The organism is Bacillus sp. GW823-FHT06B01, from assembly GCF_058952315.1.
This window is the reverse complement of sequence record NZ_JBXAHR010000003.1, coordinates 211,464-234,433: the sequence shown is the minus strand read 5'-3', so window position 1 is coordinate 234,433 and position 22,970 is coordinate 211,464. Positions and strand designations below refer to the sequence as shown.

Annotated in this window: 29 protein-coding genes, 2 pseudogenes and 1 riboswitch; of the genes and pseudogenes, 13 read left to right on the top strand and 18 right to left on the bottom strand. The window is 33.5% G+C overall.

Annotated features, from left to right (window positions below; all coding sequences use genetic code 11):
• The first annotated feature begins 198 nt into the window (after positions 1 to 198).
• The gene (locus AC1Q8N_RS14380; RefSeq protein ID WP_098847855.1) at positions 199 to 666 is read left to right on the top strand and encodes an LptM family lipoprotein; all 468 of its coding nucleotides are present in this window, start codon (positions 199 to 201) and stop codon (positions 664 to 666) included.
• A gap of 260 nt (positions 667 to 926) precedes the next feature.
• On the opposite strand, the gene AC1Q8N_RS14375 is transcribed toward AC1Q8N_RS14380, so the two are convergent.
• The 9 genes and pseudogenes from AC1Q8N_RS14375 to AC1Q8N_RS14335 form a co-directional block, all read right to left on the bottom strand.
• The gene (locus tag AC1Q8N_RS14375) at positions 927 to 1,538 is read right to left on the bottom strand and encodes a DUF2812 domain-containing protein (protein ID WP_098080291.1); all 612 of its coding nucleotides are present in this window, start codon (positions 1,536 to 1,538) and stop codon (positions 927 to 929) included.
• Positions 1,539 to 1,551: 13 nt separating this feature from the next.
• A complete protein-coding gene (locus tag AC1Q8N_RS14370; RefSeq protein ID WP_048545456.1) occupies positions 1,552 to 1,866 on the bottom strand; it encodes a PadR family transcriptional regulator in 315 nt (104 codons plus the stop codon).
• Between the two features lie 142 nt (positions 1,867 to 2,008).
• A pseudogene (locus AC1Q8N_RS14365) lies at positions 2,009 to 2,455 on the bottom strand (S-layer homology domain-containing protein); the annotation flags it as partial.
• An 8-nt stretch (positions 2,456 to 2,463) separates the two neighbouring features.
• On the bottom strand, positions 2,464 to 2,607 hold the full coding sequence (locus tag AC1Q8N_RS14360; RefSeq protein ID WP_000471229.1) for a hypothetical protein: 144 nt from the start codon (positions 2,605 to 2,607) through the stop codon (positions 2,464 to 2,466).
• A gap of 37 nt (positions 2,608 to 2,644) precedes the next feature.
• Entirely contained in the window at positions 2,645 to 2,890 is a 246-nt protein-coding gene (locus AC1Q8N_RS14355) for a hypothetical protein (RefSeq protein ID WP_255258464.1), read from the bottom strand.
• A 207-nt stretch (positions 2,891 to 3,097) separates the two neighbouring features.
• Entirely contained in the window at positions 3,098 to 3,259 is a 162-nt protein-coding gene (locus AC1Q8N_RS14350) for a class IIb bacteriocin, lactobin A/cerein 7B family (RefSeq protein WP_098068737.1), read from the bottom strand.
• Between the two features lie 134 nt (positions 3,260 to 3,393).
• Positions 3,394 to 3,534 (bottom strand): hypothetical protein, encoded by a 141-nt coding sequence (locus tag AC1Q8N_RS14345; protein WP_000069042.1) that lies wholly within the window; start codon positions 3,532 to 3,534, stop codon positions 3,394 to 3,396.
• Positions 3,535 to 4,072: 538 nt separating this feature from the next.
• Positions 4,073 to 5,029 carry an ATP-grasp domain-containing protein gene (locus AC1Q8N_RS14340; protein WP_098068736.1) on the bottom strand — a complete coding sequence of 319 codons (957 nt, stop codon included), beginning with the start codon at positions 5,027 to 5,029 and terminating at the stop codon, positions 4,073 to 4,075.
• Positions 5,022 to 6,080, bottom strand: a complete 1,059-nt coding sequence (locus AC1Q8N_RS14335; RefSeq protein WP_098847853.1) for an LLM class flavin-dependent oxidoreductase — start codon at positions 6,078 to 6,080, stop codon at positions 5,022 to 5,024. The genes AC1Q8N_RS14340 and AC1Q8N_RS14335 overlap by 8 nt, the downstream gene beginning before the upstream one ends.
• A gap of 82 nt (positions 6,081 to 6,162) precedes the next feature.
• Positions 6,163 to 6,269, bottom strand: a riboswitch (SAM riboswitch).
• A 240-nt stretch (positions 6,270 to 6,509) separates the two neighbouring features.
• Between AC1Q8N_RS14335 and AC1Q8N_RS14330 the strand changes: the two genes are divergently transcribed.
• The gene (locus tag AC1Q8N_RS14330) at positions 6,510 to 6,716 is read left to right on the top strand and encodes a hypothetical protein (protein ID WP_000792082.1); all 207 of its coding nucleotides are present in this window, start codon (positions 6,510 to 6,512) and stop codon (positions 6,714 to 6,716) included.
• A gap of 324 nt (positions 6,717 to 7,040) precedes the next feature.
• On the opposite strand, the gene AC1Q8N_RS14325 is transcribed toward AC1Q8N_RS14330, so the two are convergent.
• On the bottom strand, positions 7,041 to 7,430 hold the full coding sequence (locus tag AC1Q8N_RS14325) for a hypothetical protein (RefSeq protein WP_000940657.1): 390 nt from the start codon (positions 7,428 to 7,430) through the stop codon (positions 7,041 to 7,043).
• A gap of 291 nt (positions 7,431 to 7,721) precedes the next feature.
• Here AC1Q8N_RS14325 and AC1Q8N_RS14320 point away from each other — a divergent pair, with 291 nt between their 5' ends.
• Entirely contained in the window at positions 7,722 to 8,273 is a 552-nt protein-coding gene (locus AC1Q8N_RS14320) for a DUF4352 domain-containing protein (protein WP_098847851.1), read from the top strand.
• A 192-nt stretch (positions 8,274 to 8,465) separates the two neighbouring features.
• Here AC1Q8N_RS14320 and AC1Q8N_RS14315 read toward each other — a convergent pair whose 3' ends face one another.
• The 3 genes from AC1Q8N_RS14315 to AC1Q8N_RS14305 form a co-directional block, all read right to left on the bottom strand.
• Positions 8,466 to 8,816 (bottom strand): SH3 domain-containing protein, encoded by a 351-nt coding sequence (locus tag AC1Q8N_RS14315; RefSeq protein ID WP_098642527.1) that lies wholly within the window; start codon positions 8,814 to 8,816, stop codon positions 8,466 to 8,468.
• Positions 8,817 to 9,038: 222 nt separating this feature from the next.
• Entirely contained in the window at positions 9,039 to 9,200 is a 162-nt protein-coding gene (locus tag AC1Q8N_RS14310; protein ID WP_371411172.1) for a DAK2 domain-containing protein, read from the bottom strand.
• A 200-nt stretch (positions 9,201 to 9,400) separates the two neighbouring features.
• Complete coding sequence (locus tag AC1Q8N_RS14305) at positions 9,401 to 9,907, bottom strand: RrF2 family transcriptional regulator (protein WP_404518727.1); 507 nt, start codon at positions 9,905 to 9,907, stop codon at positions 9,401 to 9,403.
• Positions 9,908 to 10,117: 210 nt separating this feature from the next.
• Here AC1Q8N_RS14305 and AC1Q8N_RS14300 point away from each other — a divergent pair, with 210 nt between their 5' ends.
• Positions 10,118 to 10,759, top strand: a complete 642-nt coding sequence (locus AC1Q8N_RS14300) for an FMN-dependent NADH-azoreductase (protein WP_001044358.1) — start codon at positions 10,118 to 10,120, stop codon at positions 10,757 to 10,759.
• A gap of 74 nt (positions 10,760 to 10,833) precedes the next feature.
• On the opposite strand, the gene dhaK is transcribed toward AC1Q8N_RS14300, so the two are convergent.
• Complete coding sequence (gene dhaK, locus AC1Q8N_RS14295; RefSeq protein ID WP_098075987.1) at positions 10,834 to 12,585, bottom strand: dihydroxyacetone kinase subunit DhaK; 1,752 nt, start codon at positions 12,583 to 12,585, stop codon at positions 10,834 to 10,836.
• Between the two features lie 178 nt (positions 12,586 to 12,763).
• On the opposite strand from dhaK, the gene dhaS reads away from it, so the two are divergent.
• Both dhaS and dhaQ read left to right on the top strand, forming a co-directional pair.
• The gene (gene dhaS / locus AC1Q8N_RS14290; RefSeq protein WP_000204220.1) at positions 12,764 to 13,330 is read left to right on the top strand and encodes a dihydroxyacetone kinase transcriptional activator DhaS; all 567 of its coding nucleotides are present in this window, start codon (positions 12,764 to 12,766) and stop codon (positions 13,328 to 13,330) included.
• Positions 13,331 to 13,349: 19 nt separating this feature from the next.
• On the top strand, positions 13,350 to 14,348 hold the full coding sequence (dhaQ, locus tag AC1Q8N_RS14285; RefSeq protein ID WP_098642530.1) for a DhaKLM operon coactivator DhaQ: 999 nt from the start codon (positions 13,350 to 13,352) through the stop codon (positions 14,346 to 14,348).
• Positions 14,349 to 14,661: 313 nt separating this feature from the next.
• On the opposite strand, the gene AC1Q8N_RS14280 is transcribed toward dhaQ, so the two are convergent.
• From AC1Q8N_RS14280 to AC1Q8N_RS14265, 4 genes are all read right to left on the bottom strand, one after another.
• A complete protein-coding gene (locus AC1Q8N_RS14280) occupies positions 14,662 to 15,291 on the bottom strand; it encodes a LysE family translocator (protein ID WP_042513157.1) in 630 nt (209 codons plus the stop codon).
• 181 nt (positions 15,292 to 15,472) lie between these two features.
• A complete protein-coding gene (locus AC1Q8N_RS14275; protein WP_493521242.1) occupies positions 15,473 to 16,126 on the bottom strand; it encodes a DUF2306 domain-containing protein in 654 nt (217 codons plus the stop codon).
• A gap of 342 nt (positions 16,127 to 16,468) precedes the next feature.
• The gene (locus AC1Q8N_RS14270) at positions 16,469 to 17,104 is read right to left on the bottom strand and encodes a hypothetical protein (protein ID WP_098642531.1); all 636 of its coding nucleotides are present in this window, start codon (positions 17,102 to 17,104) and stop codon (positions 16,469 to 16,471) included.
• Positions 17,105 to 17,230: 126 nt separating this feature from the next.
• Positions 17,231 to 17,860, bottom strand: a complete 630-nt coding sequence (locus AC1Q8N_RS14265) for a VanZ family protein (RefSeq protein WP_493521241.1) — start codon at positions 17,858 to 17,860, stop codon at positions 17,231 to 17,233.
• A 262-nt stretch (positions 17,861 to 18,122) separates the two neighbouring features.
• On the opposite strand from AC1Q8N_RS14265, the gene AC1Q8N_RS14260 reads away from it, so the two are divergent.
• The 7 genes and pseudogenes from AC1Q8N_RS14260 to AC1Q8N_RS14230 all read left to right on the top strand — a co-directional run bounded on the left by AC1Q8N_RS14260 (position 18,123) and on the right by AC1Q8N_RS14230 (position 22,946).
• On the top strand, positions 18,123 to 18,563 hold the full coding sequence (locus AC1Q8N_RS14260; protein ID WP_098075977.1) for a hypothetical protein: 441 nt from the start codon (positions 18,123 to 18,125) through the stop codon (positions 18,561 to 18,563).
• Between the two features lie 5 nt (positions 18,564 to 18,568).
• Positions 18,569 to 18,721 (top strand): annotated as a pseudogene (locus AC1Q8N_RS14255) (DhaKLM operon coactivator DhaQ); the annotation flags it as partial.
• Positions 18,722 to 19,083: 362 nt separating this feature from the next.
• Positions 19,084 to 19,584: a hypothetical protein gene (locus tag AC1Q8N_RS14250; RefSeq protein WP_048545478.1), complete on the top strand. Its 501-nt coding sequence runs from the start codon at positions 19,084 to 19,086 to the stop codon at positions 19,582 to 19,584.
• Between the two features lie 3 nt (positions 19,585 to 19,587).
• Positions 19,588 to 20,067, top strand: coding sequence for a hypothetical protein (locus tag AC1Q8N_RS14245; RefSeq protein ID WP_002064076.1), 480 nt, complete (start codon positions 19,588 to 19,590; stop codon positions 20,065 to 20,067).
• Between the two features lie 286 nt (positions 20,068 to 20,353).
• On the top strand, positions 20,354 to 20,665 hold the full coding sequence (locus AC1Q8N_RS14240; protein ID WP_000433539.1) for an ArsR/SmtB family transcription factor: 312 nt from the start codon (positions 20,354 to 20,356) through the stop codon (positions 20,663 to 20,665).
• A gap of 286 nt (positions 20,666 to 20,951) precedes the next feature.
• Positions 20,952 to 22,127 carry an MFS transporter gene (locus AC1Q8N_RS14235; RefSeq protein WP_098075975.1) on the top strand — a complete coding sequence of 392 codons (1,176 nt, stop codon included), beginning with the start codon at positions 20,952 to 20,954 and terminating at the stop codon, positions 22,125 to 22,127.
• Between the two features lie 714 nt (positions 22,128 to 22,841).
• Positions 22,842 to 22,946: a YjcZ family sporulation protein gene (locus AC1Q8N_RS14230; protein WP_000505689.1), complete on the top strand. Its 105-nt coding sequence runs from the start codon at positions 22,842 to 22,844 to the stop codon at positions 22,944 to 22,946.
• Positions 22,947 to 22,970: the final 24 nt, after the last annotated feature.

Below are 22,970 nucleotides of genomic sequence, written 5' to 3'. Positions count from 1 at the left end.
TCTAAAATGAATTATTTGTTATATTATATGTAGTACACCCATTTTCGAAATGTTAAACATAAAATATGAAAAAAGTTATGTGAATTTTGATTTTAATAGAGAATGAACAACATAATTTACCACTTTAAAACATTTTCCCTTACAATAACTACCTTAATTAACAGAAAATTGTTATAATTAAAAGTAAGGAGGGATACTATGAAAAAAATCATATCTATATGCGCTCTAACCGCTCTATCTTTCACTTTAATAGGCTGTGCAAGTACCTCAGCTACAGACAAATCTCCACAAACTAAACAAGAACAGAAACAAAATGCCTTTCAATTAAACTCCGCAAATATTACAGATATCGAAATACTTCAGACAACCAACAATACTACTTCTAAATCTCAAACAGACAACGAAGAAATGATAAATTCTATCGTTTCAGCAGTTCAAAAAGGAACGCCTAAGCAAATCACACTAGATCAAAAAAAGAGACAATCTGCGCATTCTACTATTACCGTTACATATAAAGATGACGCAAAAGAAGAGTTTCTTGTGTGGGTTGATAATAAAGAGCAAGTTACGATTGCTAAAGATGAGAAGAAAGATAAGGTGCAAGGCGTGGTAGTGAACATAAAAGATGTGAAAATGATGAAGGATTTCTTTAAGAAGACATCTTAGAGGATATCTTTTCTTTATATATTAAAAAGGCCCACCTATTTCCGTAGGCGGGCCTTATCTTTATTACACAATAAAAAAGTATACTCTCTTTTCTCTTGAATTTTTATGTAATTATACATATTTACAACAATGAATATAGTAAATTCTAAATTGTAGGCATGCTCTATAAAGCATCCTTTTCCTTTACTCGTTTTAAAAAGGTACCCTTTACAAACTCAAAAAATCCCCTCAAAGCATCAGCTTTAAGGGGACCCATCCTATCATCTTCTCGCCTCATACAACCGATTTGCTTTATACGAGCAAATGAAAAACATACATGTCGCAGCGGGGATAAACGTCCAAAACAGTCCTCTCATTAATGCAAATGGCGTTTCAAATAAGAATGACCATAGAAATGATACACCTTGCTTATCCCATAGTCCTGGCGTCAAATATAGTTCTTTCGGATTTACAAGTGCTCCTAAATGAATCGTGTCATTAAACATAAATAGGAATAATATCGGCAAATAACAGATCGCTAATTCTAAAAATGTTTTAGATAGGCGTTTGTACTTCCCTGCTCGTGACATTTGATCTGAAAAAATGTCATCTTCACTTTCTTCATTTACCTTTTTAAAATAGTACGTACCTGACCACCGATTACCAGCTATATGCTCCCATCCACTGTCTTCAAATAATGTACAGTAATTCATAAAATCACTTTTTCTACTAAATACTCTATGGTCTATTCTAATCGTCGCATCTTCCGGCTCTGTATATCTAAATGTATAACCAAATGTAGTGCTTTCTAGTTGATAGCCTTTCCAAGCCATCTCTTCTAACCATTTTTCCTCTTTCTCAAAGTCTAAAAAGAATTTCAATCTCCACATCATCGTTTCCCCCTAACTATACGTGTAATAAACTTTTTGTAACCTCAATAATGTGCTGCATTCTCATAAAGTCTAAGCGCAATACTTCTTTCCCACGTTCCGTAATGACATACACTTTTCTTCGTTTATCTTCACTTTTTACCGATTCTATTAACCCTTGTTTTAATAAATTTTCAACCGCACCATACAATGTACCCGCTGCGATCTTTACTTGTTGATTACTTAATTCCTCCACCTTTTGCATAATTAAATATCCATGAGCTGGCTCTAATAACGCTAAAAGAACGTAATACGTTGTTTCCGTTAATGGTAAATTTTTATCTCTATTCATAAAGACCTCCAATGTAACGATAAATATATAGCTAAACTATATAGTTTAACTGTATAGTTTGATTTTATACAGTTGGACTGTATATGTCAAATTAAATTATAAAAAAGCAACCTAGATCCAACATGGGATCTAGGTTGCTTTTTTACATAAACGTAATCGTCACTAAAGAATATCCTTCTTTCGCATTATACGGCTCAGCTTTATAAGAAACACGGTTTGCCCCTTGCGGATAACCGATTTCTCCAATTACTTTTTTCACATCTTGCAATGCGCCATCCATTGATTGTTTATAAAGGATTTCAATCTTTGGTAACTTTTCGTTATAACGTTGCTGCATTTTATTTTTGAATTCATTATAGTTATTTGCGATGTATTCATTTCCTAAATAATTCAACTTTGTATCTTTTAAAATTTGCTGGTATGCAGGAGTTTTCGTACCACCTGCCGCAATTTTATTTGTTAATGTACTATAATAATTTGTTGTAGCTTGCGGATAGTCCCCGCGGTTCCACACATGATTTCTTGCGATTTGCTCATCTGATAAGTTGAAATAAGAATATGTTACGCGGCCTTGTTCATCTGGCACTGGACATTTAATTATGAAAAAGTACCAATAACAAAAAAAGTTAAAAATAATGATACATATCCAAGATACATAAAACGTTTATCGTGTGTTTTAAAATATAACGTAATACACAGTAAAGTGACCAGTAAAAAAACTGCTGTAGACACTATGAACATGAATGTTCCTCCTAAAAAGCTAATTTATTATTCTTTGTCAGTTAAGCACATCTAATTTTTCTAATATTAATGAAAGAATATTTCTTTGATCTACTACAATTGCAGCTTTTCCAGTAGAACCTGATCGCAACTTCTTTTTCCCTTTATTTTCAATTGTTCCTTCTACAACAAAAAATGTAGTATCTTTATTCTTGCTAATAATAGGGTCATGATAAATTTGAACTACACTTCCATCTTTAATATCGTATTGTCTCACCCAATAATATTTTTTAAATAAAGACATACTTATTTAAACAACCTCTCATATTTAACTTTTAAATGAATTCTCTCCCACATATGTTAATAAACACAGGAGTTTCAAACTTATTGTACTTAAAGATAACAATACAATTTGTTGGCCTTTCAAAAATTTCATATTGAAAGGCTTTTTATAAAGAAGAAAAGATTGTACTATTAAGCGCATACAATCTTTTCTTCTCTATAAAAATGTTTATTTCTTCTTGTTTGCTTGACTCTCTTCGTAAGCATCCCACATTCCAGCACCAGCAACTCCAGTAATTGCTAAAGGAACCACTCCACCATCAATGTTTTTTAATTCCTCATTACTTAATACTGCTAAATTAGGTATTTCTTTTTTTAATACTGAATTCATAATAATATATTATATACTTAATTTAATTATATTACGTTTAAATAATATAAATTTTATATTAATACACCTTTTGAGAAGATCCTACACTTTTTTGAAAAAATTCTTTTTTCTTGATTAAATAAAATTTTTTCACTTTAAAATACAGCAGAACCCACCCACTTACCTACAATGTAACCAATATAAATAAGCAGAGCTCCTGTTAAGATATAAAAACAAGATTTAAAATACATACTCCTTTCAATCGCATCACCAATTTGATGAAACATGTTTGACATAAAGAAAACACCACCTTTTTATAATTATTAGAGTAGAACACACAGAGATATTATCAGAAAATAACTAATTAACACAACACTTGTTGGAATAATAATATATAAAACAATAACAGTGTTAACAAAAAATTAAAATTTATGAAATGAATTACTTTAGAGTTAATATTTAGAATTCAAAAGGTTTATTAGGTAAAAAACACGTTATATTACAACTAATTATTTCTATTTAATAAAGTGAAACTTTAATCAGTGGGGGTTTTGTTCCTCCCCCACTGATTATTAGTTGAACCAATCGGACGTTTACGGACAGTTGATCTCCCACCTAACTTCTTTGCTCCAACTGAATTTTGAGGTGGGAGTTTTACTGTCCGTTAACGCGGGATAAATCAATTTAAGACATGAACTTTTAACGAAAAGAATTTGGGACTATTTTGCTCCGCAAAGATCACTTCAAACGCATGCACACCTGAATCTGGATAGCCTAAACTTAGTCATACGACAACGATTACTTTAACAAAGGTTTTTACTAGAAACTTATATCTTATTTAACTGATTCTACTTGTTTCTCTAATTCTCTTCCAAGGAATGTAGCAAGCTCAAGCATACCAAATTGATTCGCTACAGACTCTGCATCAGAATTATAGTTTGTGTTTGTATTAATATCATACGTATAAATTGTTCCATCCGCACTGCGAATAAATTCAATACCAGCAACGGTAATTTCATTTTCTTTCAAAAACTCTTTATATTGTTCAATAATTGGCTCGTGGAAGTCCGATATAATTTCAAATTTTGTTGGCGTCTCTTTCTTACTCTCTTCTCCTACTGGGCAAAAAGCATCTTGAATCGAGCATGCATCTGCTGGACAAAGTTCAAATCCTTCTGATGTATCTACCTTAACCGCATATACAAACTGGCCGCCTATAAACTCACAACGTGTAATATATGGTTCGGGCGCTTCAATATATTGCTGAATTAAAGTAATTCCATCAATGGGTTCTTCAAACGCTGGACCATCCAAATATTGTTCTAAAGCATCAATGGAATGAAACAGTTGAACACCAAGGCCTTTACCTGCACGGTTATGCTTTGTAATGAACGGTACTTCCCCTAACTCTTTTGCTGCTTTTACTATATGATCACGGCCCACAGCACCAATTGTTTTCGGCACTTGTATCCCAAATTTTCTTAATGCTGCGTATTGGTTTAATTTACTTACTTCAAGACGTAATGCACGTGATCCATTAAATACTGTGCGCCCGTATCCCTCTAGCCAAGCAAGAACACCTTCAGTTAATTCAGGTGCATATCGATGCCCTCTCGTATGTGAAGAAGCACTCATACGGCTATAAAATACACCTTTTGGAGGTTCTTGTTCTAATGAAAGTGTTCCTTCATTTAAAAGCCATTCCTCATACGGTAACTCCAGTTCTTCCAGCCTTTTCACTAAATGATCCGTCCATTCCTTATTCTCATGTAATATGTAAATTTTACTCATTTGTAATCAATTCCTTTCTTTTCGCTTCAACTAATGGCATCACTTTTTCAGAAAATCGTTTCATCTCTTCAAGCTGTGGCGAAAATTGTAAAAGTAATAACGTCACACCCACTTTTTCAAAAGCAAGTATTCCTTCTGCAATTTGTTCTGGTGTTCCGATTAAATTAGGACGTAACCCGCGATTCGATACGGAATAATCATTGAGCTTCACTTGCTGTTCCAACTGCGATTTACTCACAAAATCTTGGTAACCCGCGTAACCTAACGCATCATCTTTCACATCCGTTATGCGTTTCCATTCTTCTAATGCCTCTTCTTCTGTATCACGACAAATGACGTAAGCCGCAAGCCCGAATGACTGCAATGGCTCCTCTGTAACTTTCTTTCTACGATTCTTCATATCTTCTATTTTCACAGCTACTTCTTCCACTGTTCCCCCGTGCATTACATATGCATCTGCGTGATTTACAATGACCTCTTTTCCTCTCTCGCTCTCACCACCTGCATAAAGCTTAATGCCTTGCTTTTGCACAGGTTTTGGATTTAAATGTGTATCATGAAGCTCATAAAAGTTCCCTTTATAAGAAAACTCTTCTTCTTTCCAAAGCTCCTTCAAAATTGTTACAAATTCCTCTGTGCGATCATATCTTTCATCATGTGCGGTAAATACTCCGCCGTACTGTCTCGCTTCTTCTTCCCACCATGCTGAAACTACATTTAATGTAAAACGACCATTACTTAATTGATCGATATTCGCTGCCATTTTCGCTGTAACCGCTGGATTGTGGAAGCCAGGTCTTACAGCTGTCATAATCTCTAATTTATCCGTTACTGCTGCAAGTGCTGCCGCAGTTGTCCACGCTTCTAAACTTGGTGCTGACACACCTTTTATATCATTTAAATTTAATTCCGCAATAAGAGTTGTTGAAAAACCTAATTGTTCTGCCGCTTGCGCTGTTTGTTTTGCATACTCAAACGTAGGCGGCATAGATTCATCATCTACATTTCGAAGCCATCCCCCAAAAATCGGTAACCAAAAACCGTACTCCACTACCTATTCCCCCTTTATCTTTTAGCCATAAAAAAAGCTACTCTTATCGAAATAAGAGTAGCCTTCTTGACTAAGTGAACCACTCTTATCTTTCAGGTGTTTTTTCACCTGCAGGATTTGGCACCTTTCGTCTAAAACGAGGTTGCCGAAGTTTCATAGGGCCCGTCCCTCCACTTCTCAACATAAGAATTGTTTGGTTTTCATTTATTATAATCATCAGAATAATAAAAATCAATCCTTTAATACTTATTTTTCCGATATACATTAAATGATATACGAAAAATTATATTGTTATAGATAATTATAGGGGTATTATATTGTTTTACTTGCGAATAGTTAAAGGGGTATGTTATATCATGTCGAAAACATCATATATAACCAAGTTGATTTACTTCTATCTTAAAAATACAGAAAAAGAGGTGTTAATGCATGAAAAATAAACGATGCGAGAATTGTGGTTCTACTACATTTAAAGAAGGAAGAGTTGGATTTGCTTATCATGCATATGTTTGTGAAGATGATTCCAGTAGGCTCTTTTCAGTGGGAAAACGTTCCAAACTATTAACTACATTTTGTTTAGAGTGCGGTGAGGTGAAATCATTTAGAGTGGAGAAGCCGGAGATATTTGAAGAGTAGAATAATACTAATTACATATTATAAAGATGTTTATTAATGATGGTAACATTCAAGCATTTCGCCTACCTTTAGAATTGGAATATTGAGTACTTTCATCTATAGGTGCTACTTCACTAGGAAAAATCCGTTCCTCTGTAAAGTTGCTTTCGAAATAATAGACACGAAATTTCATATAAAATGCAAATAAACAAGGAACGTATTAGTCGGTTCCTTGTTTATTTAGCTAAAGCAGACTTCTTTGGAGAACCCAAATAAAAGTTAAATCAACTCCTATTTAACTTTCCCCTTCAAATATATGACAGTAAAGAATACATCATCACGGTGTCAGCAAGCAAAAGTGTATTCTGCATTTCTGAAAACAGTAGATGGCAGATTGTGACCTGCTGAATCTGCTAAGAAAGAATATACAAGGACATCCTTAACATCATCTTTATTTCCACTAATGATGACATCAAGAAAATCTTCTATTTGGAATTCTGGCGTAAACAACACAATCTTAGTTGTTCTGTTTGGTTCTAAAGAAACAAAAGTACGAGAGATTTCAACTAACTCATTTTGAGTCGGGAAAGAAATGTTTCGACTTCTCTTAACAGTTACCGTTACATTACTAGTATGGCAGCGTGAATCATTGTTTAACATAATGTTGAGAGCAGTTGGAATAATCCCATTTTCAGAAACTGGAACTCGAAACACTCCCGTAGATTTATGAGCCATATAATCACATCCTTTCAAAATAAAATATACTTACAATATATTAGATGCAAAAAACGTTCATTTTGATAGGGACAAATTATATGATTAATATATCTATAATAACCCTCAGTATTACTAAGCCAATGATTTAAAAGATTAAAAAATATCGTGAGAACCAATTGGATGTATATTAAAAGTAAAAAAATAAGGTGTCTAAAAGATTCCCTATTTTGAGCCAATAATGAGACATTATGTTAATCTTATATGTATAGTTGCACAAAATTGAGAAACTTAAGGAGACAGATTAATTTTATGAGAAAATCATTCATATTACTTACTTTCATTCTAGTATTAGTCAGTGTTACGGCTGCTTGCACACAAGATAAAAAAGATAGTGCCGTTGAAAATGGTCCAATAGAAGAACCAACCGCAAAAAATGAAAATGAAGAATTAATAAATCTTGAAGAAAAAGAAGATATGAGCCGCTTGGAACAAGGTATTTTATTAGTTGGTGAGAGTGTTAAGGGAGGCTATTACTTGACCGCCGTTCAAAATGCATATTTAAATGCTAGTAACGATTCCGTCGTTGTTAATGTCTCTGTAAAAAATGTACGAGGTCAAACGATTGGACTATCAGAATTAAAATATAACCTAAAAGATGAAAAAGCCGGAAAGACCTATGAAGGAAAGGTGCTTGATCAAAACCTTTCTGATATACAAGTTAAACCAAATGAAACGGTAGAATTGAAAATAGCTTTTGAAGTACCAAGTACCGCAGATGAATATATGTTTTATATTGAAAGCTCTTTAGATCCTCTAGGAGCACACTGGAAAATCGATAAGCTGCAATCACAAAAAAGCTAAGTCTCAAATAAGCAAAAAGCAATGAAAAATTTGATATAGATACAAATGAATAATATATAAACATAAAACCATCGATTTAATGAATCGTTGGTTTTTTTCAAAAAATGCTCCATTAAAAACTAGGAGACAAAAAAGAACTAATCCCTAGAAGAGATTAGCTCAATACATCAAAAGCTATTATAGTACATAGTTTTATGAGCAAACGTTATATAATGTTGTATGGGATACATAACCTGTCATCCCTTTATAGGTAACTTTTAACCACTGTTTAGAATTACTGTAATGACCTTGAACATATTCACCAGTTACCCATGTTCCAGTAATTTTCGCACCATCATTAAATGTATGTAAGACAGGTGATCCAACAGTGTAACCACTGCGCATCTTTGCACCATATACACCTACCGTACCTCCCTTTGCACAAGCTGATACTACTGTTTCATTTTCAGTAGTATTCGTAGCCGCGAAAGCAGAGCCGTTAAATGTAAACAAAGTAAACATAAAAGCTGTTAATAAAGTACAAATAGATAAGCGACGTAACAAAATAAATTCCCCCTTTTTTTATAATTTATTTCTTCACAAACGATTATCTTAAATATTCTAACTATTTTAAATATATTAATATTGAGAAATATTAGTTGTATTTTTGAAATAAGATTTTATCAAAAATATTAACAAACTCATATTTTACAGAGAGCCCGAAAGTAGTCTTCTACCAACTATATAAAAGCCCCTCCACCTTAAGGCAAAGGGACTTTCTCATTCCTATTTCAAACTACCCGCAATCTCCGTAAAGATAACTCCAAGCGCATGTGCACCTACATCTGGGTAGCCTAAACTTCTTTCACCAACTGTACCGGCGCGGCCCATGCGAGCAACGATTTCTTTCGTGTACTCTGCTCCTTTTTCAAAGGCAATTTTCACTATGTTTAAAATATCTGAACACATAAATTCATTTACTTTTTACGAAAATAAAATTGTATTGTTTAGAATTTTAATGTTAATCAATTTGAAACTTTACGAGTTAATTAAATGTGATATTTAAAGAAGGAATTTCTAATGAAGTACTCACATGATGGTATTAATGTTAAAAAACAAAAAAACTCTAACTAATTCGTCATGGCGATTTAGTTAGAGTTTTTTTGTTTGAAGTATTCACGAGTATCTACCCTTGTCTTTTCAGGTAAAACAATATCAAGTTCTTTATCTAACCATGCAAGAGTCTTTTTACGAAGAAACTCACGCATGTGTTCTTCTGCTTCAAGCATTACTAAGTTAATTGTACAAGAAGAATTGCTAGGCTCACAAGAATTACAAGCTTCGTCTCGATATAGTAGACCATTTTGTACAATATTTTTACATTGAAAGATAGGTTTTGGGCCTTCGACGGCTTCTATTACATCCCAAAAAGAAATATCTTCTGGAGACTTAGCTAACCTGTATCCTCCTTTTACACCTGGGACAGAATTCACAATGTCAGCTTTAGATAATTTACCGAAAACTTTTGAAAGAAATGTTTCAGAAAGTCCTTGAAACTCTGCCAAATCTTTTATTCCAACACTTTCCTTGGAAGGAGCATTGATTAAATAAACTAGGCAATGCAAGGCATATTCAACCCCAACACTATATTGCATATACAAATCACCTGCTTTTTATTTTAAGGGTTATCAAATTGTATCTTAGGACCATTTAGAATTTTAGTCAAATAAAAAAAGGCTCTTTTAGAATAGTATGTATTTCATTTGACAAAAATAATTTCAGAGATTATATTAAAGACAATATTAATCGACGATTAATATTGTCGACAATTAAAACGTAAAAACTTTTAAAAAGGGGAAATACAAATGAACAAAACACTTATTATAAACGCACATCCGAAAGTGGATGATACATCATCAGTCAGCATTAAGGTTCTTAACCACTTTTTAGTATCTTATAAAGAATTAATTCCTAATAATGAAACGATTGAACAGATTAATTTATACGATGATGTAGTACCAATGATAGATAAAACTGTTTTAAGCGCATGGGAAAAGCAAGGAAATGGACAAAAGTTAACTGATGAAGAACAAAAAGTAATAGAGCGTATGTCCGAAATTTTACAACAATTTAAAAGTGCAAATACGTATGTGATCGTATTACCTTTGCACAACTTTAATATTCCATCAAAGTTAAAAGATTACATGGACAATATCATGATTGCACGTGAAACATTTAAATATACTGAAACTGGATCAGTGGGACTACTTAAAGATGGAAGAAGAATGCTTGTTATACAAGCAAGTGGAGGGATCTATACAAATGATGATTGGTATACAGAAGTGGAATACTCTCATAAATATTTAAAAGCAATGTTTAATTTCCTTGGTATTGAAGATTATCAAATCGTTCGTGCACAAGGAACAGCAGTACTAGATCCAAATGAAGTATTACAAAATGCATATAAAGAAGTTGAAGACGTAGCTTCTAGATTAGCTAACAAATAAATTTTTTCACTGGAAGAATGATGGTTATAAATAAAAATCCCCTCCACCACAAGGCAGAGGGGATCTTCTCATTCCTATCTCAAACTACCCGCAATCTCCGTAAAGATAACCCCAAGCGCATGTGCACCTGCATCTGGATAGCCTAAACTTCTTTCACCAACTGTACCAGCGCGGCCCATGCGAGCTACGATTTCTTTCGTATACTCTGCTCCTTTAACCGCTGCTTCTGCTCCTTTTTCAAAGGCAGTTTTCATATCTTCTTCGCTTGAAGCGCTAGCTAACCAAGAATCTACACATGGAGCAAGTGCGTCAACAAGTGTTTTATCACCAACTACTGCTCCTCTGCCAAATGATCTTTCACCGATAGATTGTATGCCTTGCAGTGCTGCTTGCAACATTTCAGCGAATTCTTTCACTGTTAACTCACGCTTCTCGCCTGCTGCTTTACTAGCTGCGCGGAATGCTCCGCCCCAAATTGGACCAGATGCGCCGCCGCAATGTTCCATAATAATCATCGAACAACCGTCAAGGAATGATCCGATCGTTACGTTCTCTTGTTCTACAATAGAATGCCACTCACGTTTTAATTGCTTAAATCCTTTTGCCACACTCATTCCGAAGTCCCCGTCACCAGCGTGCGTGTCTAACTCACAGAACGGTACTTCATTTTTAATAATAATGTCGCTCATTTTATCAACGAGATAAACCATATTGTTTAATGTGATGACATTATCTTTTATAACAGCGTGCTCTTCAGCTGTTTCTATTTCAAAAGAAACTTCTTTCTCTTCTGCTCCTTCAAGCACATTCACGTACTCTACACTTTCAACTGGTCCATCTACTTTAAACGCTGGTGTATTACACTCTTTTGATAGTAATGTTTTTAGCTCATCGTCTAGTTTCATTACTGTTAAAGACATACCAGCCATATCGATACTCGTCATATAGTTTCCGACGAATACTCTATTGATTTTAATGTTTCTAGCAGCTAATTCTCGCGTAACTGCGTTATTAAATAAGTAAAGTTCTTGCAGTGGTGTTCCGCCAAAACCGTTAACTAGAAGTGCAATTTCTTCGCCGTCTTTTACTCCTAAATCTTTCATTAGATCATTTGTCATACGGTTCGCTAGTTCATCTGCTGATAACATTTTTTCACGTTTAATTCCTGGCTCGCCATGAATACCTACGCCGTATTCCATTTCATCTTCCGCAAGTGTGAAAGTAGGTGATCCGCTCGCTGGAACTGTACAAGAAGTTAACGCTAAACCGATTGTACGCACGTTAGCCGCTGCTTTTTCCGCTACAGCTTTCACCGCACCTAAATCCATACCTGCTTCCGCTGCTGCGCCGGCAATTTTATGAACGAGAATAACGCCCGCAACGCCGCGGCGTCCTACTGTATACAAACTATCTTCTACCGCAATATCATCGTCCACTTTTACGTAGTCGACTTCAATTCCATCTTCCGTCGCTAAATGCGCACCGTTTTTGAAATTCATAATATCGCCGCTGTAATTTTTAATAATTAATAACGTACCTTTTTTACTCGCTGTCTCTTTAATTGCTTGATACACCTGAATTTGTGAAGGCGAAGCAAACACATCTCCGCACACTGCCGCATCTAACATTCCTTTTCCGACTAATCCTGCATGCGCTGGCTCATGACCACTACCGCCGCCACTAATTAACGTTACTTTATTTTCGTTCATTTCTTTCTTCTTAATTACTTTATATTTTTTCAAAAGCTCAAGCTCTGGGTGAGCCATAACCATTCCGTTACACATTTCCATTACTAATGTTTCTGGTTTGTTTATAATCTTTTTCATTGTGATTCTCCCTCAATTCCTTTAATATATTGTGATATATTTGAAATCTTCTTCTTACTATCCATGTTAAAATGAAAGCGTTTTATAGTAAACGGACAAAATGGACAATCTGTCTAAAGACACCGCTCTCATTTATGGATAGGATTTTCATATTACTAACATTCTAGGGATGATTCACATGACCTCTTCTATAATTTCTAAAAAGATAATCGCGAATTCATTGAAGTATTTAATGGAAACAGAGTCGTTTCATAAAATATCAGTGAGCGATATTATGTTACACTGTCAAATGCGCAGGCAAACTTTTTATTATCATTTTAAAGATAAATTTGAACTATTAAGCTGGATTTATAGAGAAGAAACGAAAGAGAACATTATCGACTTTCTCGACTATGAAACGTGGGAAAACATTTTCGATTTACTATTTGATTACTTTTATGAAAATCAAAAATTTTACCGAAATGCTTTTAAAGTCATTGAGCAAAACTCGTTTAATCACTATTTATTTGAGCATACGAAAAACTTATATATGAAGATTATTGATGAACTATCTGTGAGCTGTGGATTCAGCCTTTCTGATGAGACAAAAAATACGATCGCCTCCTTTTATAGTCACGGCTTCGTTGGAACGATAAAAGATTGGATTGAAAGCAAGTGCGAAGTAGATCCGTCCATTATGTCTTCTCTCATGAAAAATATGATAAACAATCAATTACTACTATTACTGGAGCAATCTGCAAAGTAATTAAAGGGTGGCAAAAGCAATGAAAAAGATTATGAATGATGTACAAAATGTTGTTCAAGATATGATGCATGGCTTTTATTTTGAACATAACGACAAAGTAAATTACGACGAAACAAATAACATCATTTATGTAAAAGATATCGAAAAACTGAAACAAGACGTTGTCATTATAAGCGGCGGTGGTAGCGGACATGAACCTGCTGATATTGGTTATGTAGGAAAAGGTATGCTTACAGCGGCCGTAAACGGCAATATTTTCACTCCGCCTACAGTGGAACAAATTATTACGGCAACTCGCCTCATGCCAAAAAATAAAAGTATTTTATTCATCATCAAAAACTTTAAAGATGACGTAGCAAACTTTCTTGCGGCTGAACAAATTGCTAAAGAAGAAGGAAGAAAAATTGACCATATCATCGTAAATGACGACGTTTCAATTGAAGATGATGCTTCGTTTAATAAAAGAAGACGCGGCGTCGCTGGTACTGTTTTCGTTCAAAAAATACTCGGTGCGGCTGCTGAGAGCGGACATTCTTTAGAAGAACTAACAACACTTGGCCGTTCTATCACCGAAAACTTACATACATTAGGAGTCGCACTTTCACCTGCAAATGATCCGGTGAAAGGAAAAGCTTCATTCACATTAAACGACGATGAAGTATTTTACGGCGTCGGCATTCACGGCGAAAAAGGTTACCGTAAAGAAGCACTATCCTCTTCTGAAATATTAGCGATCGAACTAATGAACAAACTAAAAAGCATTTACCGCTGGAGAAAAGGTGACAACTTCGCCATCCTCATTAACGGATTAGGCGCAACTCCACTAATGGAACAATACATTTTCGCAAATGACATTCGCCGTTTATGTGAGCTGGAAGGATTACAGATTACATTCGTAAAAGTTGGTACATTGCTAACTTCTTTAGATATGAAAGGTGTTTCGCTTAGTTTGCTTAAGGTGGAAGATTCTGATTGGGTGAAGTGGTTGAAAGAAAGTACGGAAACTGCTAGTTGGTAATACAAATAAAGTGAAACTTTAATCAGTTGGGGGTTTTGTTCATCCCCACTGATTATCAGCCCTCACCAATCGGACTTTTACGGGCAGATCGATCCCCACCTTGAAATATCCGCTGTGCTTACCCCATTGCTATCAAGTTAAACTCGCACAACGTCAATTAAAGTATAGGTTGTTTCTTGAAATGAATTTTTAAATAACTCAAAATAACAAGCAAAAAGTCCCTTCAAAGTTAAAGGGACTTTTTAGTATGTAGAAATTAGCCTAAACCTAAGATTACATCTCTTGAAAGGGGGCATTTTTATGTTATTCAGGTTTATTGAGGAGCTTTTGTTTGAAGCAACTTTAACCCCATACCAATAAAAATCAGTCCTGTTATCTTATTTAGAATCATTCCTACCTTTTGGTTTCCTCTTAATTTTTTTGTAACATATGAAGAGAAATAAGCAACAAATAAACACCATAATAGTCCAGTTACTGTAAAAGTAAGTCCTAAAATGATAAAAGGCATAGGACCTGAAGCCTTTGTATCTATAAATTGCGGAAGAAACGCAATAAAGAATAAAGAGACTTTTGGATTCGTCAGACTTGTTAAAAGTCCTTGTACATATATCTTTCTAATGTTCAATTTATTGGATGAGGCCTGGAAAGCTACATTTGTCTTATCAAGTATCATTTTAATCCCTAAATATACAAGATAGATAACACCTATAACCTTAATAGTGTTAAATAGCACAATGGATTTTGTAAGTATAATAGATAAACCAAAAGCAACCAACAACGTATGAACTAAAGAACCAGTAATAATACCAAACACAGAATACACACCTGCTTTTCTACCTTGTGAAATACTTCTCCCCACAATGTACATGGTGTCTGCACCAGGAATTAAATTCAATAAAATTCCTGTTAGTAAAAACACTTCATAATTAATAATACCGTACATTTTAGCACCTCTATCTATTTTTTTGGTGCCCTTATTGATATTAAATTAAACAGACGAAAAAAGAAAGTATTTTCTATTTATTCAATAAAATTAGTGGATTTTTGAATCTACAAACAAAATCCAGCTATTAAATGATTCAATTACTGAAGAATTCTGCCCTCAATATTACAGCAAATTTATATCAAAAATGTAAATTCTCATTTCCCTGGTACTTTCCTTTATTAAGTCTTTTTCTTATGAATAATTCTGCAACAATTAAATTAGGTACCCACGCTAACCAAGCAATAATAGCGTAACTAAGTTCAAACCGCTCTATTCCAAATAGAACGATAAACAACGGTAGCCAAATTCTTAATGTAACTGCTCCAAAGGTTAAAGAATAATTTCTAATCATCCAATTCCGATGCTCTTTAATTTTTTTATTCTTAACTCTATGTAACGCTTCATATGCTGATGTTAGCCAAGATACGGATAACAAACCGAAACCTAGCTTCGCTACCAATCCTCCCGTAGCATAAAAGGATAGATATAATCCAGAAACGCCTCCTAATAATATACCAACCATATAGATTCTCCCAACTATTCGATGACGGTTCATATTCCTTTCTCTAAATCTAGTGGATAATGTAAAAGGACCAATCACTAATGCTACTATACTAGTTGTAATATGTGTAAATAGCATCATATACCAAAACGCACTTAATTTAGATCCAAACATAAGCTTCACTTTTACAAGCCCTGTTTGAAATCCATCCATAATAAAATATTGGACAACAATATAACTAGCTACTAAAAAAGAAAAACAAGTAACTACAAACCAAATTTTCCTGTTCAAATTTTACTACCTCCTTATTACATTAAGGAATTAGATTATTCATTACTGTTCATTCTAGGGAAAATTTGAAAAGCCTTCTTTAATGATCTATTCGACACCTTGTTTTTATAAAGTGAAACTTTAATCAGCCCTCACCAATCGGGCTTTTACGGGCAGTTGATCCCCGACCTAACTTCTTTGCTTTCGCTGAATTTTGAGGTAGGGATCTTACTGCCCGGCAAATAGCGGGATCCACCGAATGACTTACATGGAACGACGAATAAAATATATGATATAAGTTCCTTCTTCATACATAAAAAAACCTCAAGTATATCGTTCTATACTTGAGGGTTTACTCATCTCTCATTTTCTTACATCAATAATTAGCTCATCTGTAATCTGCTCAAGATGAAAAAAACTTTTTATATAATGGATATCAGACCATTTCTCTTCTCCACCAATAATAAATAATTCTTGCGCATCATACATAAATGAAAAGCTTGGGTAGAAACTGTCAGCCTTTATTTCAATCTCACCAGTACGATTACTGATCATCTTACAGTCTGCTGAATAGCTTAATAACGTATAGAGCGAATCTTGTGCTGATTGGAAGAAATACTTCATAAGTGTAGTTATATCATCACTATTGGTAATGAATACTTTAAAAAAGTTCGTATCCCTTTTCTTATTAGTAAAAACTAGCTCAAAATGAAGTTTATTCTCTTCTAAAAATCCTTCAATAAAGTCTCTACCAAAATGAGTTTCAAATAACATATACATAGGAAATTTTTTATTTGCACCTATCAATCCTTTAATGATTTCTTCGAATCCTTTATGCTGATTCCAATTCGTTCCCACTCCTATCATAATAGGACGATTTAAATAGATAGGATACGGTGAGAACCCTTCATCTTTTAACACATACTCTCGTTTTTCATCTATATGAAGAGCTGGTTGAGACTCTTTTAGTACGTATTGGGATAATTGAACATGTAACATATTTACACCTGCCTATCATGTCATACATAAACTATATCTATTAAATTAGAAAAAAGGATGAATAATTCACATTTTATCGTGTTTAAGCGAAGAGAACTAGAATCAATTTATAAACGAAATCGTAGCTTACAGATCTCTAGGATAATAAATGAACATCGCACCTACAAATGAACAAACTAAACAAAAAACAGCCTCGTATTTTATGACTAAAGAGGCGTTCGTATCCAGCTTTTTCCCCTCTCTTTTCAATATCAATTTAAATAACGCTGTATATAATACTTTATATAATACATACCCAACAATCGCCCCGAGGGTATTCGTAAATACATCATCAATATCTGTAATTCTATTATTTAGTAATTGATTTAACTCAATTGCCAATGAAAAAAAGAATCCCGAACATACGGTGTTTTTCATTTTTCTAAACTGCGGCCAAATAGTCGGTAGTAAAAAACCTAACGGCATAAACAGTACAATGTTCAAAAGATACGTAGTACTACCTGCCGTATCAAATAGAGTCAAGTTGATTTGACTTACACGAATCCACATTTCATATCTACTTATATCCCATACAGTCGCGATCTGAGTCACTTTATACACTAGCGAAAGGTAGAAGAGAAAAACATATACCCATAGAAAATGCCGAACAGATATAGCTCTTTTCACTTTAAAATAAAATCCAATTTGAAACACAATACAAAACATAATAGTAAAAAAATAAGTATACAAATAACTCATCAAAACTCCTGTATGCATGTAGAATCCCCTAACTTTACAATTTCATCTATGACTTTGTTGTTTATAGGATAGGAAAAACTTTTAAAATAAAAAGTGGGGTAAACATAAAATTTTTCTTAAATCTTCCACATGCAACCTTGTAGTATTTTCATCCATACAGTATATATAAGTTAAAGTCTGACTCAACCAGATATACTTATTCTGACAAGAGGAAAACAGGAAGCATGAATGAAAGGGTACTTGATAAAATAAGAATTCATGATGCGTGGGTGAATACATAATGTTAAAAAAGCTAGAAAATCTAATCACTTCGGCCGCTTTCGAAGAAGCTGAAAAGTTATTTAAAAACAATAGCTTTAAGGACTTCTCAGAAGAAATGCTATATGTTACTTATGAAAACAGCAGTATTACCAATTATAGTTTTATACATTATTTATTAACGAAAAAAGAATCAAGTGAGTTACATGATCTTGCATTTGATTTATTAGTAAATCCTTTATGCCATATTGAAGGAGCATATCATTCTGCTTTGTATCATGCTAAAAGATCCGTGGATTTAACAAAGGAAGAAAATGTGGATAGTTTATTGCAATTACTGTTTCTTCATTCCGTACCAGATAAATTGATTTCTGATCAAAAGGCAATTGCAATTTGTAATACAATTTTAGAGCTGGATGCTTTTAATATAATCGCTACAGAAACTATTAAGGAATTATATTAATTAAGGGCGTCGGCATCCACAATGAAAAAAGGGTACCGTAACGAAGTACTGTCCTCTCTGAAATATTAACGATCGAACTAATGAACAAACTTAAAAGTATTTACCACTGGAGAAAAGGTGATAACTTTGCCATCCTTATTAATCGACTCGGCGTAACTACCACCATAATCTCTCCTTTGAGTAGGAGTGGAAATGCAAGGTCACACATGTATTTTAACGGATTCAGTTTACTTTATATTTTTAAGCATTAATTGAGCAGGCCCTTTAAGAAAAAAAGAGCAGAAACCCTAAGTCCCCTTCCTCCTACTTGATAACCACATTTTATGTATTAAGCTGCTATCCAATATTATTGTAGTTCAAATTATTTTTCTGAAAATTCATAACCGTACACTTCATTAAGTTTACATTTATTTACAAGGTAATCTTATCAAAAAAAAATATAAAAAACTAGACTTGTAATAAATACCTATTAAACTTAACATTTGGTTGTACAGTAAAAAATTACAAGAGGATGAATTAATTGAAAAGATTTATTAAACCACTTCTAATCGCTTCAGCATTTGCTTTAGGGATTACAACAATTGCACCTGAGAAGGGGTTTGCAGAAGTATCTAATTATGAAAATAAAATTGAAAGCACTTACGAATTAGAGTACAATAACGATGTTTCATTTGAAAATAATTTTGAAGTGAAGGATTACAGTGAGTTAGAGCAATCTAATCTACAAGGTACTGAAGGTCTTCCTGAACATGGCGTACAGTATGCACTACCTTTAATTCCAGTTGCTATTGCTGCGATTATGCGCCTTGTTCCAGTGGCATTAAAAGCTGGATCTAGACATATTAATATGTCTAAGTTTACTCAAAGGGTATCAGGTCAACTATTTAAAGATCCTAAATCAGGATGGTCTATTTCTAAAGAAAGGTCTGGTAACCCTCATGGAGGAAGTGCATGGAAGTTGATAAGTCCAAAAGGAAAAAAGGAAGCTACTTTAGATAGTAAAGGAAAGGTTCTTAGATAAAAAATGTGTGAAATCAAAGATTTGTTTCAAAAGTTAATTGAAGAATATTATGAGAAAGAAGATACCGATTTTTACGTTGTAGATACTTTTCCAAAAATAGTAAAGAGTGAAAAGTATTTTGATTTTGAAGAGAATATATTGCTACAGAATAAATATAACATTTTAAACAAAAGTGTTTTAGCTTTAAGTAAGTTATATTTATATGATGAGAATATTTACATTTTGGATAATGTAGAATCCCTAAATTATAGCAAATACACAAAATCTATAACTGAATTTAATGATGATGTGTTGAAATTTTTACCGTGTACAGAAGTAGATAAGCTCATATTAGTATTTTCTGATTTAAAAATAGGCGTAATAATTGGTGATGGTTGTTTTGCCTATGTAAGTTTTGAATCGAAAGATTTAAAACTAGTTGAGCAACTTTGTATATCTGAAGGCTTATTTGTAGCACACACTAAAGACCCTGACAGAAATTAAAAAAGGAATGCTGGTATTAATATCAGCATTCTTTTTTAATTTGAATATTTTATGTATATTCGAAAATATTAGATGAATTTAAATTCCTGCGAATGGCAGCCAATTTAATATTATTGTCCTGCTACTTCTTGCCGTTGACAAACATACTATATAACAGCAAACGAAGAAAAAACAAGCCCTATTACTAGAGCATCTCATTCAGATTTAAAAGAATCTACATATACCTTCTCCCCTTAAAATCACTAAAACCCATTTACAAATCTATAAAAGTAGATATAATATCCTTATGGAACCTTTATTAATTTATAAAGCATTGTCAAATGAAACAAGATGTCAAATTTTATCATGGTTAAAAAATCCAGAAAACCATTTCGACGAAAAACCTTATCTAGAACAAGACCTTAACTTTCAAGTTGGCGTATGTGTAGGAGATATCCAGCTTAAAACTGGATTAGCTCAATCGGTTATTTCTAGTTATTTATTAACTATGAAAAAAGCAGGCTTACTAGAGTCTGACCGAATTGGAAAATGGACCTACTATCGTCGAAATGAAAAAACAATACGAGAGTTTTCTGAATACGTCCAAAACGAATTATAAAATGAAAGCTAATAATCAATCAGCATACTAATTGATTATTAGCTTTCACACATTCTGCTTTTTTACAGGTATTCAATTACTTTTTATAAATTGCACTGCCTATAAAAGCAAGAAACATCGAAAGGAGAATTTTTTTTAATATATCATATCTAGTTATTTAGATATCTGTTATTGTATTTAAGATTACATACTCCTGATAATATTGGCATCCAATCATGCTTATAATAATGCTTCTTTGTTAATGAATTTACTTTCAAAATACTGATACGAATGGAGAGTTTTATAAATGAAAAAAGTAAATCCTTTACTTATTCTGACACTCGCAATAGGTGTGTTCGGAATTATTACTACCGAGATGGGTATTGTCGGCGTATTACCACAAATCACTGAAAAATTCGGAATTTCAACTACACAAGCTGGATTTTTAGTAAGTATATTTGCACTAGTTGTTGCTATTTCTGGTCCATTTTTAATTCTGCTCGTCTCTAGTATGAATCGCAAAATAATTTTATTAACAGCAATTTTTATATTTGTTATTTCAAATTTAATCTACGCTTATACAACACAATTTGAAATCATGCTTGTTTTTCGTATTTTACCGGCAGCGCTTCATCCACTCTTCTTTTCAATCGCTCTTGTAACAGCTGCTAAACTTGTCCCTCCAGAAAAGAGCGGTCAAGCAGTTACAAAAGTTTTCATGGGAATTACTGTTGGTTTTGCTTTAGGTGTACCACTAACCTCTTACCTTGCAGACCAATTTTCACTCGAAATCGCTTTCTTATTCGGAGCATTCGTTAACACTGTTGCATTCATTGGAATACTACTCCTACTTCCTTCTATGCCTGTTAAAGAAAAAATGTCTTTCGGCAAACAAATTCGTATACTCGGCAAACCAGGATTATGGTTAAATATTTTAACCGTCACATTCCTTTTTGCAGCCATGTTTTCCGTATACAGCTACTTCGCTGAGTACCTTGCAAAAGTAACTTCCATGAATGGATCTCTCATCAGTATCATGCTATTCATATTTGGTATAGTTATGATTTTAGGTAATCATTTATTTGGAGGTCTCCTGCAAAAAAGCATAATAAACACTGTAATATCATTCCCTATTCTATATTCTATTGTTTACATATTGGTTTATTATTTAGGTTCCTACCTTGTTCCAATGATTTTTATAGTATTCATTTGGGGAATCGTACATGCTGGTGGATTAATTGTTGGTCAAACATGGTTAATAAGTGAAGCTAAAGAAGCACCTGAATTTGGTAACAGTCTATTCGTTTCGTTCTCAAATCTCGGAATTACTTTAGGAACCACTTTTGGAGGCTGGTTCATTTCAAACTTAGGTATTCATCAGCTTATTTGGAGCGGATTTATATTCACACTACTCTCATTTCTATTAATTATAATAAAACTAAAATTTTTCAATTCTAATAGCCAGGCTTCATTATCAAGCTAGTACATTTTCAGTTCCAAATTCGATAAAAAACATTATAAATTCTTCTTATAAGATTTTATTAACTAAAAAGTATAATGCTCAAAGCCTTTAGCCATAATTACGACTAAAGGCTTTTTTGTATATAAAGTGAAACTTTAATCAGCCCTCACCAATCGGACTTTTATGAGCAGTTGATCCCCCACCTAACTTCTTTGCTTTCGCTGAATTTTGAGGTGGGGGTCTTACTGCCCATTAAAGCGGGATAAAAATAATTCTAAAAGGAGCTAATTTTATGGAACATAATCAAAATGGAGTACTTGCTTTAATTGTTTTGTTTTTAGGATTAGTGTTTTTTGTTAGTGGAATGGTTTATCATTTATGGGGTTCTTTTTAATGGTATGATTGTAATCACTCATAAAAACCCTCAAGTATATCGTTCCCTTATTAATTTCAACGTTTAGACAGATACATAATTCCAAAACTAAACCGTTTATTGCAATTATCGATATGGAACATTTCCAAAAACAACTTAACATGGTAAAATAATATTCGGACGGGAGTCCAATATTATTAAAATTAAGATGGTTCAAGTCGGAGAAAGGCACCTTAGGGTGTCTTTTCTTTATTTTCAAAAGGACCTGCTCAATTATTGTGTAAAAAACATAAAGTAAGTTGAATCCATTAAAATACATGAGTGACCCCTTGTTTTCCCCTCTTATTAAAGGAGGAACTATTATGGGATTTGGTGGTAGTTGTAGTAGTGGTTGTGGCGGCGGCTTTGCTTTACTAGTTGTATTGTTTATTTTATTGATCATTGTTGGAGCTTCTTGCTTCTGCTAAAAAACTATCGGAAAAGACACTCTT

What these genes read in the sequence shown, in the direction of transcription:
- AC1Q8N_RS14380 (WP_098847855.1), top strand. Translation starts at nt 199, where the DNA reads ATGAAAAAAATCATATCTATATGCGCTCTAACCGCTCTATCTTTCACT.
- AC1Q8N_RS14375 (WP_098080291.1), bottom strand. Translation starts at nt 1,538, where the DNA reads ATGATGTGGAGATTGAAATTCTTTTTAGACTTTGAGAAAGAGGAAAAA.
- AC1Q8N_RS14370 (WP_048545456.1), bottom strand. Translation starts at nt 1,866, where the DNA reads ATGAATAGAGATAAAAATTTACCATTAACGGAAACAACGTATTACGTT.
- AC1Q8N_RS14360 (WP_000471229.1), bottom strand. Translation starts at nt 2,607, where the DNA reads ATGTTCATAGTGTCTACAGCAGTTTTTTTACTGGTCACTTTACTGTGT.
- AC1Q8N_RS14355 (WP_255258464.1), bottom strand. Translation starts at nt 2,890, where the DNA reads ATGTCTTTATTTAAAAAATATTATTGGGTGAGACAATACGATATTAAA.
- AC1Q8N_RS14350 (WP_098068737.1), bottom strand. Translation starts at nt 3,259, where the DNA reads ATGAATTCAGTATTAAAAAAAGAAATACCTAATTTAGCAGTATTAAGT.
- AC1Q8N_RS14345 (WP_000069042.1), bottom strand. Translation starts at nt 3,534, where the DNA reads ATGTCAAACATGTTTCATCAAATTGGTGATGCGATTGAAAGGAGTATG.
- AC1Q8N_RS14340 (WP_098068736.1), bottom strand. Translation starts at nt 5,029, where the DNA reads ATGAGTAAAATTTACATATTACATGAGAATAAGGAATGGACGGATCAT.
- AC1Q8N_RS14330 (WP_000792082.1), top strand. Translation starts at nt 6,510, where the DNA reads ATGAAAAATAAACGATGCGAGAATTGTGGTTCTACTACATTTAAAGAA.
- AC1Q8N_RS14325 (WP_000940657.1), bottom strand. Translation starts at nt 7,430, where the DNA reads ATGGCTCATAAATCTACGGGAGTGTTTCGAGTTCCAGTTTCTGAAAAT.
- AC1Q8N_RS14320 (WP_098847851.1), top strand. Translation starts at nt 7,722, where the DNA reads ATGAGAAAATCATTCATATTACTTACTTTCATTCTAGTATTAGTCAGT.
- AC1Q8N_RS14305 (WP_404518727.1), bottom strand. Translation starts at nt 9,907, where the DNA reads ATGCAATATAGTGTTGGGGTTGAATATGCCTTGCATTGCCTAGTTTAT.
- AC1Q8N_RS14300 (WP_001044358.1), top strand. Translation starts at nt 10,118, where the DNA reads ATGAACAAAACACTTATTATAAACGCACATCCGAAAGTGGATGATACA.
- dhaK (WP_098075987.1), bottom strand. Translation starts at nt 12,585, where the DNA reads ATGAAAAAGATTATAAACAAACCAGAAACATTAGTAATGGAAATGTGT.
- dhaS (WP_000204220.1), top strand. Translation starts at nt 12,764, where the DNA reads ATGACCTCTTCTATAATTTCTAAAAAGATAATCGCGAATTCATTGAAG.
- dhaQ (WP_098642530.1), top strand. Translation starts at nt 13,350, where the DNA reads ATGAAAAAGATTATGAATGATGTACAAAATGTTGTTCAAGATATGATG.
- AC1Q8N_RS14280 (WP_042513157.1), bottom strand. Translation starts at nt 15,291, where the DNA reads ATGTACGGTATTATTAATTATGAAGTGTTTTTACTAACAGGAATTTTA.
- AC1Q8N_RS14270 (WP_098642531.1), bottom strand. Translation starts at nt 17,104, where the DNA reads ATGTTACATGTTCAATTATCCCAATACGTACTAAAAGAGTCTCAACCA.
- AC1Q8N_RS14265 (WP_493521241.1), bottom strand. Translation starts at nt 17,860, where the DNA reads ATGCATACAGGAGTTTTGATGAGTTATTTGTATACTTATTTTTTTACT.
- AC1Q8N_RS14260 (WP_098075977.1), top strand. Translation starts at nt 18,123, where the DNA reads ATGTTAAAAAAGCTAGAAAATCTAATCACTTCGGCCGCTTTCGAAGAA.
- AC1Q8N_RS14245 (WP_002064076.1), top strand. Translation starts at nt 19,588, where the DNA reads ATGTGTGAAATCAAAGATTTGTTTCAAAAGTTAATTGAAGAATATTAT.
- AC1Q8N_RS14240 (WP_000433539.1), top strand. Translation starts at nt 20,354, where the DNA reads ATGGAACCTTTATTAATTTATAAAGCATTGTCAAATGAAACAAGATGT.
- AC1Q8N_RS14235 (WP_098075975.1), top strand. Translation starts at nt 20,952, where the DNA reads ATGAAAAAAGTAAATCCTTTACTTATTCTGACACTCGCAATAGGTGTG.
- AC1Q8N_RS14230 (WP_000505689.1), top strand. Translation starts at nt 22,842, where the DNA reads ATGGGATTTGGTGGTAGTTGTAGTAGTGGTTGTGGCGGCGGCTTTGCT.